This window comes from Pseudomonadota bacterium (genome assembly GCA_022361155.1).
GTDB lineage: Bacteria > Myxococcota_A > Polyangia > Polyangiales > JAKSBK01 > JAKSBK01.
The window spans coordinates 1-17,342 of the sequence record JAKSBK010000608.1 but is presented as its reverse complement, the minus strand read 5'-3'; the positions used below and the strand labels follow the sequence as shown (position 1 = coordinate 17,342).

Sequence of the window (17,342 nt, the reverse complement as noted above, 5' to 3'; positions counted from 1 at the left end):
GGTCGCAACCTGCTGGCCAGCAAGGCAGGGTAGATCGTAACCAGCAAGCAGACCGCAACCGATGCCACGCCCACGGCGGCAAACTCCATGGCGTCCGTGTGAATGGGCAGGCGGTCGATGTAGTAGACTTCGGGGTTCATGCGGATCCCCAGATTCTCTGCGCCGAAGCAGACCATGTAGCCGAGGAACATGCCGATCGCGGCACCGAAGAGCCCAATCAGCGCTCCCTCGATCAAGAACACCCCCAGCGTGCTGCGGCGACTGGTTCCAAGCGCCTTGAGGATCGCGACCTCGCGTCCTTTCTCTTGTACCATCAGCGTGAGGGTCCCCGCGATGCAGAAGCTCGCAACCAAGATGGCGATGCCGAGCGCCACAAACATCGCCAGCTTCTCGAGGGCCAGCGCTCCAAACAGGCGCTTGTTCAGCTCCTGCCAGTCGCGCACGCGAAGACTCGGTCGCGCGATGGCGCGCCGAATGCGCTCGGCCGTCTCGGGTGCTCGATCCACGTTCCGGGCCTTCACCTCTACGCCGCTGATGGCGCCGCCCGTAGCCAGGAACCGCTGGGCGACGGGCAGCATGACGTACGTGTACTTCATGTCATACTCGTACATGCCCGTATAGAAGATCGCGGCGACGCGAAACGGGCGTGACTTCGGCATCGGTCCAGACGGGCCCAGGCTACCCAGGGGGGCCACCACGTTGACCTCGTCACCCACGTACAGCCGCAGGCTGCGGGCGAGCTCCTGGCCCACCAGAATACCCGGCGAAGCGTTTGCGGTGGCGCGCTCCAAAGCCGAGCCTGCCTTCGTGCCCTTTTCGTTTTCGGCCGGTCCGTTGCGAGCCTCGGACGCAGGGGACTCTTGCGGCCGCTCGGGCGCTGCCATCGCGACGGGCTGCGGGCTATTCCGGCCGTCCTGGCTTTCGGACGCTGCGGATCCAGGCTCGCTTGGCGGTTGGGTCGCCGACTCGGGCGCTGCATCGGGCTCGCCTTGGCTGCGCCTGCCTTGGCGCCTGAGCTCGCGCAGACGCAACGCCAGGCTGCCGCCGCGGTACTCGTCGGGAGGCAGATCGAGCAGGCGTTCGGGGTTGGTCAGGTACGAAAGCTTGCCGGCTGTGAGATCATCCGTCAGGTCGCTAACCTCCCCGATGCGAGCCGGGTCGATTCCCCTCAGGACAGCAGTCGCCAGATTCGAGGCGCTCGACAGCATCACCTCGCCGCTGACGTAGGGCGACGCGCCGGCCACGTCCGGCAACGTACGCATCCGCTGCAGCAGAGGCTGCCAGCCTTCGAATGTCCCGTGCTCGACGTCCACGACGACGTGGGCATGATGACCGAGGATCTTTCGCTTCAGGTCGTTCCGAAAACCGCCCATTACGGAAAGCGTGGTTGTCAGGGCGCATGACGAGACGCTGACGGCGAGCACGGATAGCAGGCTGATAGCCGCGAGGAAGCCGCTTTTCTTGGCGCGCAGGTGTCTGGCAGCGACCAGGGATTGGAAGCTGATCCGTTCTACCAAATCGAGGCAGAAGGGCACGGCCCGCAGGGCGAGCCGAACCACGGCAAGGGTCGTCACGAGGTGTCGCACCAGGGCAAGGGCCAGGGCTTCGGGCTCGTTCGGGGGCACCTTGGAAGGCAGGCTCAGCAGCGCCAGCACGGTCGCGCCCAGGAGCGCCAGGTCGAGCACCAGCCAGATCCGGCGCCTCGCCGCCCGCCGGATCAGAAACCAGCAGGCGAGGGAGCTGCCCAACGCGGCGCTCCCACTGACCGCCGCCAACGTTGCCGCCCCCCAAACCCACCAGCGCTCCGGTGATGACCATGCCAGCGGTCCGATTTCGGGGAGCCGATCCGGGTCGCTCGCTGCGATCAGGATTGCCGCGGCAGCCAAACTCGCTGCGTGGGTCAGGTACGCGACGGATCCAAGCAGCAGGCGGGCCCTCCCTGGCGCTCCTCGTTTCAGCTCCCGTGCCTGCTTGAGCGCCCAAGCTGCCAGGGCTGACAGCGCGACCGGCCAGAGCACGGCCGCCACCCGCAGCGTCCATAGCGAGCCCTGGCTGCCCGAAGCCCATGCCCAGGCTCGCTCGGGCGTGAGGGCAAGCGCGAGCTCGGCCAGCAGGGGTAGCGCGAGCAGTACACCCAGCGAGACGCTGCGCCCGCTGGGTCGGTCGCGCGGCTTCACCTGGGCTCCGGTTTGAGAAGCGGAAAGAGCAGCACGTCGCGGATGGAAGGCTGGCCGCACAGCGTCATCACGAACCGGTCGACACCCATGCCCCAGCCGGCGGTCGGGGGCATGCCGTGGCGCAGGGCGCGGATGTAATCGGCATCGAAGTCCATGGCCTCCTCGTCGCCGCGTTTTCGGTTTTCGACCTGGGCCAGGAAGCGATCGGCTTGCTCCTCGGGGTCGTTCAGCTCGCTGAAGGCGTTGGCGATTTCGTTGCCGTCGACGTAGAGCTCGAAGCGATCGGTGAAACGGTCATCCGAATCGGACCTGCGGGCCAGCGGGGATACCTCGACCGGGTAGCCGGTGACGAACACGGGCAACGAGCGCGCGCCCGACGGCGTGCGATAGAGCTGAGCCAGCTTGCCCTCGGCAAGCTGCTCGAATAGGGCGAACACCCGCTCGCCATGGCTGGCGCATCTTCGAAGGTGCTCGGCCGCTTGGGGCTCGAGGCGTGGAAGCAGGTTCGTGGTGATGGTGGCCAGGCGCTTCGGGTCTTCGAGCGCTCCGGCGTCGAGCTCGCTCGACCAGGGACTCGGGGCCAGTCTCCCGTCTTGCCAGGCGGCGATGGTGTCCTTGAGCGCCTGGACCATCGTGACGCGCCGCCAGGTCTGAGCAAGGTCATAGGCGCGCTGCAGTCCGAACTCGGGCATCGCGGCCAGCAGTTGCGCGTCCACGGCACGCACGAGCTGTTCGGTGAGCCCCATGAGGTCCTCGTACGAGGCGTAGGCCATGTAGAACTCGAGCATGGTGAACTCGGGGTTGTGGCGGGTGCTCACGCCCTCGTTGCGGAAGCAGCGACCTAGCTCGTACACGCGGTCCAGGCCACCTACGACGAGCCGCTTCAGGAACAGCTCGGGAGCCACCCTGAGGAACTGAGGAATGTCGAGCGCATTGTGGTGCGTGCGAAAGGGTCGGGCGGTGGCTCCACCCCGGATGCTCTGCAGTATAGGTGTCTCAACTTCGATAAAGTCATGCTGGTCCAAGAACCTGCGTAGCTCGCGCACGATGAGGGTCCGAGCCCGAAAAACCTTGGCCACCTCAGGATTGGCGAACAAGTCTACATATCGTTCACGATAACGCTTCTCCACGTCCTTGAGCCCATGCCACTTGGCTGGGGGAGGCAGCAGCGCCTTGGCCAGGTGTTGGTAGCGATACGCCTTGACGGCGAGCGCGCCTGTGCGCGTTCGCACTAGCGGACCCTTGATACTCACGTGGTCGGCAAGATCGACGGTTGCGTATTGCGCAGCCTCGTTCTCTGGCAGATCGTGGGCCCGCACCAGCGCCTGGGCACTGCCGTAGGGGGTCTGCACCACGAGGAACGGCCCGCGCTTGGCCATCACTCGGCCGTAGAGATCGTAATGCTTGGCCGCGGCCCTGAGCTCCGTCTCGCCGGGCAGCTCTTGGCGCTGGTTGGCGCTGGCGTTGGCGAGCTCGACCACGTGGCGTCGATCCTGCTCGTTCGCGCGGAAGCCCGATGGGTACGCCACGCTGCCCGTAGTCTGGAGCTTGGCCGCGTGCGCCAGGCGGGCCGCTATCAGGTCGTCCTCGGTTGCCATCGCTTCAGTGCGTGCTCTCGCTGTCGATCGAGCTCACCGATTGCGCGCCATCGGCCGCCTTGAGCAGGTAGGCCTCGATAAACCCATCCAGGTCGCCGTCCAGGACCCGCCCGGCGTCGCCGACCTTGTACTCGGTGCGCTCGTCCTTGACCAGCGTGTATGGGGCCAGCGTGTAGGTCCGCACCTGAGAGCCAAAGCCGATCGCTAGCTTGCCGGCGGTGTAGGTCTGCGCGAACTGCGCCTCGCGCTCCTGCCTCGCCTTCTCGTACAGGCGCCCCCGCAGCATCTTCATGGCGGTGGCCTTGTTCTTGTGCTGTGAGCGTTCAGCCTGGCAGGCCGCGACCATGCCCGTTGGCAGATGAGTCAGCCGCACCGCGGACTCGGTGCGGTTGACATGCTGGCCGCCCTTGCCGCTGGCCCGGTAGGTGTCGACACGCAGATCCTCGCTGCGGATTTCGATGTCGCCAACGTCCTCTTCCAGATCCGGCACTACCTGCACTGCTGCAAAGCTCGTGTGCCTGCGTGCGTTGGAGTCAAACGGGCTGATACGTATCAATCTATGCACTCCGTTTTCTGCCCGCAAGAACCCGTACGCATACCTCCCGCGTACAAGAAACGAAGTGTCCTTGATACCTGCGTCATCGGCGGGCTGGCGATCCACGATCTCGGTGGCGAACCCGCGCCGCTCGCACCAGCGCAGGTACATCCGAGTCAACATCTCGGCCCAGTCCTGCGCGTCGATTCCACCCGCGCCCGGGCTGATGCTCACGATGGCGTCGGCAGTATCTTCGGGCCCTGAGAGCATCCTTCGGAGCTCAAGCTCTCGAAGGCCGCGCTCCAGCTCCGGGAGCTGCTCGCTCAGCTCCGCGAGCACGCTCTCGTCCCGTTCCGCGGTTGCGAGCTCAAGAAGCTGCTGCATCTCGCTGACTTCCCGCTCAAGGCGCTCCAGCTGCTGCAGGGTCCGCTCGAGGTCGGAGCGCTCGCTCAACGTCCGCTGGGCGCGCTCCGCATCGGCCCAGAATTCCGGCTGTTGCACGCGGTGATTGAGGTTGTCGAGCTGCCGCCGCAGTCCACCGACGTCAAAGACACCTCCCCAGCGTCTCGAAACGCTGGACGATTCCCGAGAGGGCCTCGCCGATCTCTGCAGGCTGCATGGGCATGACGTGGCTCAACGAGTACGGTGATGCTGATTCACGAGTCGGTCAAATAGGGTCCGGCCCAGGCTCTCGATCATCAGTTTCTCCACCACCCCTTGGATCCTTTCGCGCTCGGACTCCGACTTGTAGATGAAGCCGATGCCCATGCCAGGCCTGGACTCGGCGTGGGCGTCTGCGGCCAGCACTGCCCACTGGACCTTGCCCCGGAGCACGAGCGGCTCGGGCAAGCGCGGGACAACCAGCCGGAACACGAACTCGGTGCCGACCTCCAGCGGTTTATCGGTCTGGATGAAGGTCCCGCCTCGGCTGATGTTCCTGGTGTAGTCGGCGAAGAAGGAGTTGAGGCGCTTGTACTCCACCTGAAGCTCGATGGGCGCACGTGGTTGGCCGCGCCTTTCTCGTGCATCGTCCTCGTCGGGTCCTGCGCTCAAGTCGCTCGCTCCAAGATAGCCGACGATAGTGCGGGGAGCCGGTCGAGGTCAAAAGGGGACGTCCGAGCCATGGCCGCGGCTTGACTCACCGGCGCAGGGCGACCTAGTACTAAAGCCTCGGTTGGCTGTGCGATGCATGGCTGAGTCACGCCAGGGTCCGCGGTTTTCCGAGCCCGCTGGCGTGGAGCGCGGGCCGGGGCCGGGGGCAGACGGGAGACGGAGCGAGCCGGCATGAAAGAAGATGCGCCAATCGCAGCGCCGGTTTCGGATGGGGCGGCGGACACGTCCGCTGGGCACGGTGAGCCTCCCTGCGCCGGCACCGGGGACGTATCGGTAAGAGAGGCCGCGTCCGAGTCGGCTTCGGCGGGCAACGGCAGCGTTCCCGACCCCGAAGAGGGCGGAGCTGCGGCGCCAGGGTCGGTCTCCCCGGACGCAGGCGAGGCGACGTCGGTGCAGGGGGGGGGTGGCGAGAGCGGCTTCCGCGGGGCGGCTGGGGCCGACGGGGAAGAGGACGAAAACAAGGGGAAGAAGAGAAAGCGGCGCCGGCGTCGTAAAAAGGGTACCGTTAGCCAGCCGTCCGAGACCGGGCCGCTCAAGGGCTCCGTTAGCCGGCCGCCCGAGACCGGGACCAAGCAGGCGAGCAAGGCGGCGCCCGCTGCTGCGCCGCTCGCCCGTTTTCTCGGGCCGACCGGCCGCAGGCACGCGTTCGCCGTAGGGGAAATCATCGCGGGCCGGGTCGTCACCACCCAGGCAGGCACGGTCGTCGTTGACCTCTTCGGCAAGGCCACCGCGATCATGGACGAGCGAGAGCCGCGCGAGCCTCCCGATCCGCAGCTTCAGTCGAGCGCGCCCGCCGCCAGCGCTGGGGGGGTTGGCACTGGCGGCAGCGAGCCGCCCGCCGGCAGCGACGTCGCGTCGTCACCCGCTCAACAGGCTGCGTCGGAGTCCGAGCACCCGTCCCGAGCGCAGGCCGAGCAAAGTCCGGCGCTCGACACCGAGGCTTCCGCCGAGGAGTCTTCGGCCACGCGGGCTGATGAGGCTGCGATCGCGCAAGCCGGCCAGGTTCCGGCGGCTCAGCCGGATCAGGGCATTGGCGCGCCACCTGAACCGGGGTCGGTCGAGCACGAGGGTGCGGCGTCCGCTAGCGGCGACGCCCCCGGCAAGCCTGCTGCAGGCATGCTACCGGCTGAGGCTGGCCCGACACCAGAGGCACTGACGGCCGAGATCGGTGCGCCGGCCGAGATCGGCGCGACGTCCGAGACCGGCGCGACATCCGAGGGGGCTGCAGCCGACGCGGCTCCAGCGGCGGGGCCGGCAGCGGATCCTCCGGCAATCGATGCGGAACAGATCCTCGCAGACCTCATGCTGGTTGGCGAGCAGGGGCCGCCGCTCGAACCTGGGGACATCGTGCGTGGTCGTGTAGGTGCGGTCGCCGAGAACGGCCACATCGCCATCGTCAATCGAGTCGTCGACCCCGCCCACGTCAAGGCGGCTTTCGAGCTGCTGCGCGATCAACGACGGCGAGTAGACGGCGTCGTTTTTGGTTTCAATCGAGGCGGCTACGACGTGCTGGTGCTGGGCGTGCGCGCGTTTTGTCCCGCGAGCGGAATGTCGCTGGAGCACGTCGGCGATCCTAACGAGTTCCTGGGTCGCAGGCTCGACTTCGTGTTGCCGGTGGCCAAAGGGGCTTCGGATGACATCGTCGTAAGCCGGCGTTCCATCCTGGAGCGCGAGCAGCGCAAGCGGGCCAAGCAGCTGCTGCGATCCCTTCGGTCAGGGCAGCGCCTGAAAGGCCGGGTGACTCAGGTCCGAGATTTCGGTCTATTCGTGGACGTCGGGGGCGTCGAGGGTCTCGTCCACCAGAGCGAGCTGAGCTTCGACCGCAGCGTGCGACCTGCCGATGCCGCTCAGGTGGGTGACGAGGTGGACGTGGAGGTGCTCAAGGTCGGAAGCGACGCGCCGAACAAGAGGGATCGCAACCGAGTCAGCCTGTCCATCAAGGCCACGCTGCCGCATCCGTGGGACGAACATCCGCAGCTGCTGGTAGAGGGCTCCTTGGCCGAGGGCACCGTGAAACGCCTGACCGACTTTGGCGCATTCGTGGAGCTGGCTCCCAGCGTGGAAGGGCTGCTGCACCTCAGCGAGCTGGGCCGTGACTTGAAGCATGCCAGCCAGTCGCTCGAGCTAGCGCAGAAACTCGACGTGATCATCGAGAGGGTGGACCGTCAGTCCCACAGGATATCGCTCTCGAAGCCGACCCCGGGTGAGCTCAAGGACTATCGGGGTGGGGCGATTGCTGGCGAGAGCCGGCCGCCCAGTCTCAGGCCTGGTACAAGCGTGGGTGTCAAGGTCGAGCGAGTCGATTCGCGAGGCCTGCATGTTCGTGTGCTGGGGATGATTGGCAAGCGAGCTCGCGCACTGATCCCCCACAAGGAGTTGGGGCCGGACGCCGGTGACTTGAAGAAGACCTCACCTCCGGGCACGGAACTCGAGGTCAAGATCGTGGGCTCCGATCGTGACCGTGGGCTGCGGCTTTCGCGCAAGGCTCAGCTTGCCGACGAGGAGCGCCGCGCCGTCAAGGAGTATCGGCGAGAGGTCTCCAAACAGGGTCTGGGCACCTTTGGCGACTTGTTGCGTGCCAAGCTCGGAGGGCGTTAGGGGTCTTGGCGTCCCAGCGCCGTTTGGCGCACGTGGTTTGCCTGGCGCCGGCTCGGTTGCTAGCCTGTCCCGGTCACGAGCCGCCGGCAGCGTTGTAGGCCCCTGGAAGTGCCTCCAAGCGGATGACCGACGAAGGTCGGCACAAGCCGGCTAGGGCGATTAACTCAGAGGTAGAGTGCCTTCTTCACACGGAGGAAGTCGCTGGTTCAAGTCCAGCATCGCCCACCGCGAACGTTCAGGCCCCAGCAACGCGGTCTATTGGGGTGGCTTGGACGAGCGCTCCCGAAGGGATCCGGGGAGTACGGTGCAGACAGTCCGCGCCGCACACGGGAGGATGAGGCAACATGGCCCAATCTGATATCTACATCGTGGCTGCGGCGCGCACTGCGATTGGCGCCTTTCAAGGAGCCTTGAGCGACGTCCCCGTTCAGCAGCTGGGGGTCGCTGCAATTCAAGGTGCACTGGCGCGGGCCGAGATCGATCCCAAGCAGGTCGACGAAACCTACATGGGAAACGTGCTGTCCGCGGGCGTTGGCCAAGCCCCGGCGCGGCAGGCGGCCATCGGTGCGGGACTTGCCCACGACGTGCCTGCGACCACCGTCAGCAAGGTGTGTGGGTCGGGTCTGCAATCGGTGATCCTGGGGGCGAAGGCGATCCGGCTGGGAGATGCCGACGTCGTGGTGGCGGGTGGCATGGAGTCGATGACCAGAGCGCCCTACCTGCTGCTCAAGGCGCGGGCGGGCTACCGGATGGGCAACGGCGAGCTGATCGATTCGATGGTGCACGACGGGCTGTGGGATCCTTATAACGATTTCCACATGGGCAAGGCTGCTGAGCTATGTGCCCGAGAGCACGGGATCCATCGAGAAGAGCAGGATGAGTTTGCGGCGGAATCCTACCGGCGGGCCATCGCGGCTCAGAAGGAGGGGCGTTTCGCCGAGGAGATCGTGCCGGTGACCATAGCGACTCGCAAGGGCGAGCGCGTTGTGGACCAAGACGAAGAGCCAGGCCGGGTCAGATTCGACAAGATCACCCAGCTGCGACCGGCGTTCGACAAGGGCGGATCGGTCACCGCCGCGAACGCGTCGAAGATCAACGACGGTGCAGCCGCGGTGCTGCTGGCAGGCGAGGCGGCCGTGCGCGAGCTGGATTTGAAGCCGCTCGCCCGCATCGTCGGCTACGGCGGTCACGCACAAGCCCCCGAGTGGTTCACAACGGCGCCGGCCGGAGCGATCGCAACCACGCTCAAGCGCACCGGCTTGCGGGCGGACCAGATCGATCTGTTCGAGATCAACGAGGCGTTCGCCGTGGTCTGTCTCGCTTGCACGAAGCTTGCTGAACTGGACCCGCAAAGAATCAACGTGCGCGGTGGTGCCGTCGCGCTCGGCCATCCCATCGGGGCGTCGGGCACGCGCATCCTGACGACGCTGCTTCATGCCCTGCACGAGAGGGCTGCCAAGCGCGGGCTCGCGACGCTGTGCATCGGTGGCGGCGAGGCGCTTGCGATCGTCGTCGAGGCCGTCTGACAGCTGCGATCCAGCGCTTTCGGGCGTGTTCCTTCCCTGCGCCGTGGGGGCCCGTGCGAAGAGCGGCCCAAAGAATGCAAGCGGATAGTTGGACCATCCAGCACGTCCTGTCGTGGATAACGCAAGACCTGGCCGGGCGAGGCGTCGGATCCCCCCGGCTGGACGCCGAGTTGCTCGTGGCCGAAGCCCTGAGGTGTGATCGGATTCGGCTCTACATGGATCTGCAGCAGCCGATGGAGCCGGGAGAGCTTGCTGCGGTGCGCGCTCTAGTGAAGCGCCGTAGAGCGCGCGAACCGATCGCCTACATTCTGGGCCGCCGCGAGTTCTACGGCCGCTGCTTCGCCGTGGATCGCTCGGTGCTCATTCCCAGGCCGGAGACCGAGAGCGTGGTGGAGTGCGCGCTCGCGACCCTGAAACGGGACAGTGCGGCCCGCGTGCTTGACATCGCGACCGGAAGCGGTGCGCTGGCTGTCACGCTCGCCGCGGAGCGCCCCCACCTTCAAGTGGATGCCTCCGACTCGAGCGAGGCCGCACTGCGCGTCGCGCGGGTCAATGCCGGGCGGCACGGCGTCTCGCAGCGCATGAGCTTCTTTGCGGGAGATCTGTTCGCGCCGCTGCCGCCCGATCGAGCCTACGCCATGATCGTCTGCAATCCACCGTACGTCAGCTCCGAGCAATGGTCCGCACTGCAGCCCGAGATTCGGTTGTACGAACCCCGCGAGGCACTGCTTGCAGCCAGCGGAGGCCTGAGCTTCTACGAGCGCATCGTTCCCGCGGCCGCTCGATGGCTCGAGCCCGGGGGGCGGCTGTTGCTGGAAGTGGGCGCCGAGCAGGCGTCGCGCGTGGTTGCCATGCTGCGGCGGCATGGCGCCTACGACGAGCCTGCCGTAGCACGCGACGTAGGAGGACGGGAGCGGGTTGTGGCGGCCCGTGCTGCCGCCGCCGCGCCTTGAGCCGCTGGTTTTCGCCGGGCTTTGGCGGCACCCAAAGGTGCTGAGCCGAGGCTAGGCTGAAGTTCCATCCGGCCCCCGAAATCATTGAAAGACCTCCCCTACTCTTGCACCAGCAAGGTAGCTAGCGAGTCTCGCGGCGCAGGGACGGATGGCGCACATCCTTGCCCTTGACCATGAAGATGACCTGCTCGGCCAAATTGGTGCTGTGATCGGCGACGCGCTCGAGCCATTTGGCCACGGACTGCACGTGAATGCCGCGCTGGATCGTGGCGGGCTCCTTGCGCATCAGCTCCAGGGCTTCGTGAAACACGTGCGTGTACAGCTCGTCTACTTTGTCGTCCCGCTCGATGACCGCCGCGGCCTGATCCACGTTTCCCTGGACGAATGCGTCGATGGCGTCCTTCACCATGGAGCGGGTGATCGCTGCCATGTCAACGATGCCCTCGTACAGCGGCCAGCGGGGCAGACGCTCGAGGTCCAGTGCACGTTCCGCGATATTGACGCCGAGATCGCCGATGCGCTCCAGATCCGTGACCATCTTCAGCGTGAAGGTGATACGACGCAGGTCCGAAGCCACGGGCTGGCGTTTCGCCAGCAGCAGCATGCATAGCTCGTCGATGTCCAGCTCGGCGCGGTTGACCTTGCGATCACTCCTGATGGTCCGACGCGCAAGCTCGCTGTCGCCCTGCACCAGCGCGCGCACCGAGCTGTCGATCATCTCTTCGACTCGCCCGGCCATGAGCAACACGTTTTCTTTGAGCTCGCGTAGCTGCTGCTCGTACTCGCGATCTGTGTGCAGCTTGGGTCTCGGCACTTGGCCGTCCCGTGTTTGGTGGGCCTGAAGGTCCAATCTAGCCGAATTTGCCCGTGATGTAGTCCTCTGTGCGAGGATCGGTTGGCATGGTGAACATCCGATCCGTTCGGCTGAACTCGACCAACTCTCCCAGGAGAAGGAACGCGGTGGAGTCGGACACGCGCGCAGCCTGCTGCATATTATGCGTAACGATGACCACTGTGTAGTGCTGGCGGAACGTTTGTATCAGATCTTCGATGCGGGCTGTGGCGATCGGGTCCAGCGCCGAACAGGGTTCGTCCATGAGGATAACGTCCGGCTGCACTGCCAGCGAACGGGCGATGCACAGGCGTTGCTGCTGGCCACCGGACAGCGCAGCACCGGGCTCATCCAGCCGGTCCTTCACCTCCTCCCACAGGGCTGCCTGCCGCAACGAGCGCTCGACGATCTCGCTCGCGTGCGCGCGTGGCAGCTTCCCGGTGAGCTTTAGCCCGGCCAAAACGTTGTCGCGGATCGTCATGCTCGGAAACGGGTTCGGCTTCTGGAACACCATGCCGACGCGACGTCGGAGGAAGGTGGGGTCCACCTCCTTGGCGTAGATGTCCGACCCGTCCAGCGTGACTCGCCCTTCCAGCCGGGCGAGCGGCACCAGTTCGTGCAGGCGGTTGAGGCAGCGGATGAAGGTCGATTTCCCGCAGCCTGAAGGCCCGATGATCGCGGTGACCTGGTGTTCGCGGATCTCCAAGCTCACGGACCTTAGGACCTGCTTGTCGCCAAACCAGGCCGATAGGGCCTCGGAACCGATTTTCACGCCGGTGATCGGCTGGTCGCTCGCCCGGTTCGCGCGTGCCCGTGGTTCGGATTGCGCTGGCTGGTCCATGGCTGGTCCTGCTCCCCTGTGGCTACTTCCTGAGCTGATGGCGGTGGCGCAAGTACACGGCGAGCGCGTTGAGCACGAGCATCGCCCCCAGCAGCACGACGATTCCGGCGGCGGCGTTGACCAGGAAGGCCTTCTGGGGGCGGGATACCCAGTTGAAGATCTGGATCGGAAGAGCCGTAAAGGGCGCATCCAAGCCATCGGGCAGGAAGGTGACGTAGGTGAGCGCGCCGACAACGATCAGCGGCGCGGTCTCGCCGATCGCTCGCGATACGGCGAGGATGGCGCCCGTCAGGATCCCGGGCAACGCCATCGGCAGCACGACCTGACGCACGGTCTGCCAGCGTGTTGCACCCATGCCGAGGCCCGCTTCGCGCAGTGAACCGGGCACCGTCCGCAGCGCTTCCCGCGAGGCCATGATCACGATCGGCAGTACGAGCAGCGCCATCGTGCAGGCGCCCGCGATCAGACTGCGCCCGAGACCGAGCGTGCGCACGAACACACCAAGCCCCAGCAGTCCATAGATCACCGACGGAACGCCGGCCAGATTGGCTATGGTCACCTCGAGCAGCGAGGCGAAGCGATCTCCCGGACGCGCGTACTCCTCGAGGTAGATCGCTGCGCCCACGCCCAGAGGCAGCGCTATCGCTGCGGTGAGCAAGATCAGGTACAGGCTTCCGACGAAAGCGGGCAATATCCCTGCCAGCTCCGGTTTGCGAGACGGGAGCCCGGTCACGAATCCCATGTCGATCCTGCCGAGCCCATCGACGACAGCGTCGCCCACCAGCAGCAACAGCACGCATAGCGGGAGCACCACCGCGCTCAGGCAAAGCGCCTCGAAAAGCCGTTCAGTGAGTCGTCGCCTATGCGGTTTCATGACGTGCCCGGGAGCGAATGCGACTGGCGAGGAGGTGGCTGAGCACGTTCATGACGAGAGTCATGCAGAACAGCGTGGCGCCCACCACGAAGATGGTCCGGTATTCGATCGTGCCGGTCGGAGTGTCGCCCATGCTCACCTGGACGATGTAGGCCGTCATGGTCTCGATCGGCACCCGAGGGTCCGCGGTCAGCCTGGGTTGCTGCCCGGCTGCGATCGTGACGATCATGGTCTCGCCGATCGCCCGAGACACCGCCAGGATGACCGAGGCCGTGATGCCCGACGACGCGCTCGGCAAGATCACGCGCACGATGGTAGCCAGCTTGTCGGCACCCAGCGCGTACGCTCCCTCACGCAGGCCGTTGGGTACGGCGAACATGGCGTCCTCGCATAGCGACGAAATCAGCGGGATGATCATGATGCCCATGACCACGCCGGCGCTCAAGGCGCTGAACCCGGCCAGCCCGGGCACGACCTTCTGAAGCAACGGGCTTACCAGGACCAGGGCGAAATAGCCGTACACGATAGTGGGCACGCCTGCGAGGACCTCAAGCGCAGGCTTGAGCGCACTCCTGACCGACGGCCGGGCGAACTCGCTGAGGTACACCGCCGCCAAGAGGCCGAACGGTAGTGCCACGGACACGGCGATGGCGCTGGTGAGTGCGGTTCCGGAGAGCAGAGGCCAGATCCCGAAGTGCTTCTCCGCAAAAAGTGGGGTCCACTCGAGGTCCAGGAAGTAGTCGGCCAGCGACACTTCCCGGAAGAACGCCAGCGTCTCGAAAACGAGGACCGACAGGATGCCAAGCGTCGTTGCTATGGACAGCACCCCGCAGGCCAAGAGGCCGGCCTCGATGAGCCTCTCCGACGTCGGCGTGGCACGACCGATGATGCTGCGCGTGCGGACAGCGATCTCGCTTGGTTCCACTAGGCGTATCCCAGCAGTCCGAGCGTGTCGGATCGATGTCGCCCCGGTCAATACGGCTCGGGCAAGAGAGCTGGCGATGTACTGCCTGCGCCCTGCTCCCTGTCTGAGCTGCTGGTGTGCATCGATCAGGCGACCGGCTGCATCCACCGGGCTACCGGGGTCCACCAGGCGGCCGGGCGCCTTGCTCGTGCGCGGGTCGAAGCTCATACGCGTCGACCCCTCAGTTGCCGGCGAGGAGCTCTTCCACGGTCACACCCACGCGGGAGCCGTGCCCGGCAAACAGGGAGCCGGTCACCCGCTTTTCGAAGCGGGTAGCTACCAGGCGGTAGGCTCTGCCGGGAAGGGGAATATAGCCGACCTCTTCGACCAACTCGGGGGCATTGGCCAAGTAGAAACCGATGAAGCGCTGCACACCGGGCCGATCGGCCGCCTGTTTGCTGACGTAGATGAAGATCGGCCGCGACAGCGGCTGGTAGGTGCCATCGGCCACGGTGGTAGCGGATGGCGCGATCGGCCCCTTGCCGTTGTCGTCCTTGCCGTCGTCGACGGGCACGACCTTGAGCCGATTCTTGTTCTCGGCATAGTACGCGTACCCGAAGTAGCCGAGCGCCTGCACGTCGGTAGCGATCCCCTGCACGAGCACGTTGTCGTCCTCGCTCGAGGTGAAATCGCCGCGACTGGAGTGCTCCTTGCCGACGATGGCCTTGGTGAAGTAGTCGTACGTGCCGGAGTCTACGCCGGGTCCGAATAGCCGGATCTCCTCGTCCGGCCATTGCGGGCGCAGTTGATTCCAGCGTGTCAGCGTTTTTTGAGCTTCGGGTCGCCACAGGCGTTGCAGTTCCTCGACCTTGATCGCGTCGATCCAGCTCGCGTCGGGGTGCACCACAACCGCGATGCCATCGTAGGCAACCGGCAGCTCGATGTACTCGACCGCGTTGCCCTTGCACAACTGCACCTCGCTGGGCTTGATGGGTCGTGACGCGCCGGTAATGGCGGTTTCCTTGTTGCAGAACTTCTTGAAGCCTCCGCCCGTGCCCGAGACACCGATCGTAACGCGGCTCTCGTGCTTTTTCTGGAACTCCTCGGCGACCGCCTCGTTGATGGGAAAGACCGTGCTGGAACCATCGATAGCGATGGTGGCCGCGACATCGGCGGTCGACGCCGTCGCGCCGGAGCTTGGCTCGCCCGCTCGGTGTTTGGAGCACCCCGGCGCAAGCACGCAACAGAGCACGAGCGCCTGTACGGCGCGCCCTTGCACGTTGTCGCAACGGAACGGTGCGACGCTCATGGTCACTCTCCTTGACACTGCCTGGGCCAATTTGGGGGGCCAGTGTGACAGCCCGGTGACAGCAGCCTTTTTGGCGCGCATTGATGCGGGTTGCACCCGGCTCAAAACCGCTCTTTCTGACTCGGCGAGGGCCGCGCGTCGCTGGTATCGGTCGGTCGGCCCGTTCGGGGCAGGTTCGCTGCGAGGCTTGGAGCGCATCACGCCGTCGCGCGCGGTAACGTGAACCAGAAGCGAGCCCCGCGCGGCCTTGCCGGTTCCACGCCCACGCTGCCTCCCATGGTGTCCACCAGGTGGCGCACGATAGACAGGCCTAGGCCCGTCCCGCCCAGCTCGCGCGAGCGGCCAGCGTCGACCCGATAGAAGCGCTCGAAGATGCGCTCACGGTGTTGCGGAGCGATGCCTGGGCCGTCATCGATTACCTCGATTCGCACGGATTGATCATCGGTTTGGTCCTGCGCGCGGACATCGACGTGCGCACCGTTTTGGCTGTACTTGAGCGCGTTGTCGATCAAATTCGTCAGCACCTGCTCGAGCGCCTTCTCGTCGCCGCGGACGCGCAGCTCGGCGTCGATGCTGATGCTGATGCACGAGTTTTTTTCGCTCGAGGCGCGCTTGAGGCTTTCCGCTACCCGCAGGGCCACGGCGGCCGGGGCGGTCGACTCAAGTTCCAGACGGTAGCTACCCGCTTCTATGGACGCCAGGTCCAGCAGATCCGCGATGAGCTGCGAGAGCCGGTCGCTGTTGCGCACCGTGGCCTGCAAGAAGGTACGGGCCACACTTGGCTGCTCGAGGGCACCGTCCAGCAGCGTCTCCGCATTGGCTCGGATGACGCTCACGGGCGTGCGAAGCTCGTGTGACACATTCGCCACGAAATCGCTCCTTACCGTCTCGAGGCGTCGCAGTTCCGTCACGTCGTGCAAGACGATCGCAACGCCGGCGTCGCCGCTTAGCGGGGTGGCGCGGGCCTGCAGCTGCCGGCCGTCGTGCACCGGGAAGGGGAATTCGTCGGCGGTCGCCTGCACCCGTCCCGCACTGGCCAGCTCGTGCAGCCGCGGGGAACGCACGGCCTCGACAAGCATCCGCCCCACCGCATCCTCGGTTACCTGCAACAGGCCCAGGGCTGCCGGGTTCATGAGCGTGATACGCAGGTTGGAGTCCAACGCCACCACGGCTTCGCTCATTCCTTCCAGCACAGCCTGCAGGCGTATGCGTTCCTCGGCCAGACTGGACACAGCCGAGTCGAGCTCACGTGCGAGTCGGTTGAAGCTGCCCGCGAGCCTGCCGATCTCGTCCTTGGACGACACCTCGATCCTACGTTGCCTGCCCAGCGCCAGGCGGCGGGCACGTTCTACAAGCTCCACCAGCGCCCTCGACATCAGATGAGAAGCCAGACCGCTGCCGAAGACCGCGATGATCAGCCCCAGGATTCCCGCGGCGACAAGCACGAGTCGCAGTCCGTTGACGACCTCGTCGACCTCGCCGAGCGACATCGATGAGCGTACCACCCCGGCTCCGGTGGGCCGCCGGTAGCCGAGCGCGACGTACAGCATCTCGCTGTCCGTGGTCGCTCCCAGCCGCTGCGAAGTGCCGACGCCGCCGGCAAGGGCGGCGCGTACTTCCGGATGGTGATGCTGGTCTTCGAGATCGGCCTGGGAGTGCTCTTGACGTTCGGAATCACCGAGTATCCGTCCGTCCTCGGAGATGATGCAAATATGGGTCGACGTTGCCTCGCCTAGCCGATCGGCCACCGGATCGAGGCTTGCAGGGGGTGGGCCTTCGGGCGTCAGCTCGACGGCGACGCGCGCTGCGCTCGCGTGGCGTACAAGCTCGTTGTGGACGCGACCGATCAGCCAACGCCGCAGCGCACCCTCTAGGTAGCTGCCGCTGGCAGCGCCAGCTATCACAAACAGCAACAACGAGACCCAGAAGAGCTTGCCGCGCATATGCGTCCGCCTGTCGGGCCCTTAGGGCCCGCGGAAGAACAACTCATCCATTTCGCCGGTTCTGACCACCGCTGGCTATGTTGCTCCTCCTCGAAGCATCCCCAATACTCCTCGTCGTCGCGCCTCGCCAGCGGCGCCC

At 65.8% G+C, this 17,342-nt stretch carries 13 protein-coding genes and 1 tRNA gene; 4 read left to right on the top strand and 10 right to left on the bottom strand.

Translation table 11 applies throughout. From position 1 onward, the window contains the following. From MJD61_23125 to MJD61_23110, 4 genes are all read right to left on the bottom strand, one after another. Positions 1-2,177, bottom strand: a 2,177-nt coding sequence (locus MJD61_23125; protein ID MCG8558154.1) for an FtsX-like permease family protein, incomplete at its 3' end; no start/stop codon positions are given. Next, the gene (gene lysS, locus MJD61_23120) at positions 2,174-3,775 is read right to left on the bottom strand and encodes a lysine--tRNA ligase (GenBank protein ID MCG8558153.1); all 1,602 of its coding nucleotides are present in this window, start codon (positions 3,773-3,775) and stop codon (positions 2,174-2,176) included. The genes MJD61_23125 and lysS, both read right to left, overlap by 4 nt. A 4-nt stretch (positions 3,776-3,779) precedes the next feature. Continuing rightward, a protein-coding gene (gene prfB / locus MJD61_23115) for a peptide chain release factor 2 (protein MCG8558152.1) occupies positions 3,780-4,935 on the bottom strand; the annotation gives its coding sequence in 2 pieces (ribosomal slippage) (positions 3,780-4,868 and positions 4,870-4,935; 1,155 coding nt in all). Positions 4,936-4,943: 8 nt separating this feature from the next. Next, positions 4,944-5,363, bottom strand: a complete 420-nt coding sequence (locus MJD61_23110; protein MCG8558151.1) for a TIGR02266 family protein — start codon at positions 5,361-5,363, stop codon at positions 4,944-4,946. A 231-nt stretch (positions 5,364-5,594) separates the two neighbouring features. Between MJD61_23110 and MJD61_23105 the strand changes: the two genes are divergently transcribed. The 4 genes from MJD61_23105 (at position 5,595) to prmC (ending at position 10,500) form a co-directional block, all read left to right on the top strand. Further along, entirely contained in the window at positions 5,595-8,021 is a 2,427-nt protein-coding gene (locus MJD61_23105) for a S1 RNA-binding domain-containing protein (GenBank protein MCG8558150.1), read from the top strand. Between the two features lie 153 nt (positions 8,022-8,174). After that, positions 8,175-8,246, top strand: a tRNA-Val gene (locus MJD61_23100). 119 nt (positions 8,247-8,365) lie between these two features. After that, positions 8,366-9,547 (top strand): thiolase family protein, encoded by a 1,182-nt coding sequence (locus MJD61_23095; protein ID MCG8558149.1) that lies wholly within the window; start codon positions 8,366-8,368, stop codon positions 9,545-9,547. Between the two features lie 74 nt (positions 9,548-9,621). Beyond that, the gene (gene prmC, locus MJD61_23090) at positions 9,622-10,500 is read left to right on the top strand and encodes a peptide chain release factor N(5)-glutamine methyltransferase (GenBank protein ID MCG8558148.1); all 879 of its coding nucleotides are present in this window, start codon (positions 9,622-9,624) and stop codon (positions 10,498-10,500) included. A gap of 121 nt (positions 10,501-10,621) precedes the next feature. On the opposite strand, the gene phoU is transcribed toward prmC, so the two are convergent. The 6 genes from phoU to MJD61_23060 all read right to left on the bottom strand — a co-directional run bounded on the left by phoU (position 10,622) and on the right by MJD61_23060 (position 17,203). Next, positions 10,622-11,314, bottom strand: coding sequence for a phosphate signaling complex protein PhoU (gene phoU / locus MJD61_23085; protein MCG8558147.1), 693 nt, complete (start codon positions 11,312-11,314; stop codon positions 10,622-10,624). A gap of 37 nt (positions 11,315-11,351) precedes the next feature. After that, positions 11,352-12,173 (bottom strand): phosphate ABC transporter ATP-binding protein PstB, encoded by an 822-nt coding sequence (gene pstB, locus MJD61_23080; GenBank protein MCG8558146.1) that lies wholly within the window; start codon positions 12,171-12,173, stop codon positions 11,352-11,354. 22 nt (positions 12,174-12,195) lie between these two features. Further along, complete coding sequence (pstA, locus tag MJD61_23075; GenBank protein ID MCG8558145.1) at positions 12,196-13,047, bottom strand: phosphate ABC transporter permease PstA; 852 nt, start codon at positions 13,045-13,047, stop codon at positions 12,196-12,198. After that, positions 13,034-13,900: a phosphate ABC transporter permease subunit PstC gene (pstC, locus tag MJD61_23070; GenBank protein MCG8558144.1), complete on the bottom strand. Its 867-nt coding sequence runs from the start codon at positions 13,898-13,900 to the stop codon at positions 13,034-13,036. Before pstC ends, pstA begins: the two co-directional genes overlap by 14 nt. A 292-nt stretch (positions 13,901-14,192) precedes the next feature. Beyond that, on the bottom strand, positions 14,193-15,260 hold the full coding sequence (locus tag MJD61_23065) for a PstS family phosphate ABC transporter substrate-binding protein (GenBank protein MCG8558143.1): 1,068 nt from the start codon (positions 15,258-15,260) through the stop codon (positions 14,193-14,195). 197 nt (positions 15,261-15,457) lie between these two features. After that, the gene (locus MJD61_23060) at positions 15,458-17,203 is read right to left on the bottom strand and encodes an ATP-binding protein (GenBank protein ID MCG8558142.1); all 1,746 of its coding nucleotides are present in this window, start codon (positions 17,201-17,203) and stop codon (positions 15,458-15,460) included. Positions 17,204-17,342 lie beyond the last annotated feature (139 nt).

Bases quoted from the DNA above. Each gene is read 5' to 3' on its own strand.
- lysS (MCG8558153.1), bottom strand. From the start codon at position 3,775: ATGGCAACCGAGGACGACCTGATAGCGGCCCGCCTGGCGCACGCGGCC.
- MJD61_23105 (MCG8558150.1), top strand. From the start codon at position 5,595: ATGAAAGAAGATGCGCCAATCGCAGCGCCGGTTTCGGATGGGGCGGCG.
- MJD61_23095 (MCG8558149.1), top strand. From the start codon at position 8,366: ATGGCCCAATCTGATATCTACATCGTGGCTGCGGCGCGCACTGCGATT.
- prmC (MCG8558148.1), top strand. From the start codon at position 9,622: ATGCAAGCGGATAGTTGGACCATCCAGCACGTCCTGTCGTGGATAACG.
- pstB (MCG8558146.1), bottom strand. From the start codon at position 12,173: ATGGACCAGCCAGCGCAATCCGAACCACGGGCACGCGCGAACCGGGCG.
- pstA (MCG8558145.1), bottom strand. From the start codon at position 13,047: ATGAAACCGCATAGGCGACGACTCACTGAACGGCTTTTCGAGGCGCTT.
- MJD61_23065 (MCG8558143.1), bottom strand. From the start codon at position 15,260: ATGAGCGTCGCACCGTTCCGTTGCGACAACGTGCAAGGGCGCGCCGTA.
- MJD61_23060 (MCG8558142.1), bottom strand. From the start codon at position 17,203: ATGCGCGGCAAGCTCTTCTGGGTCTCGTTGTTGCTGTTTGTGATAGCT.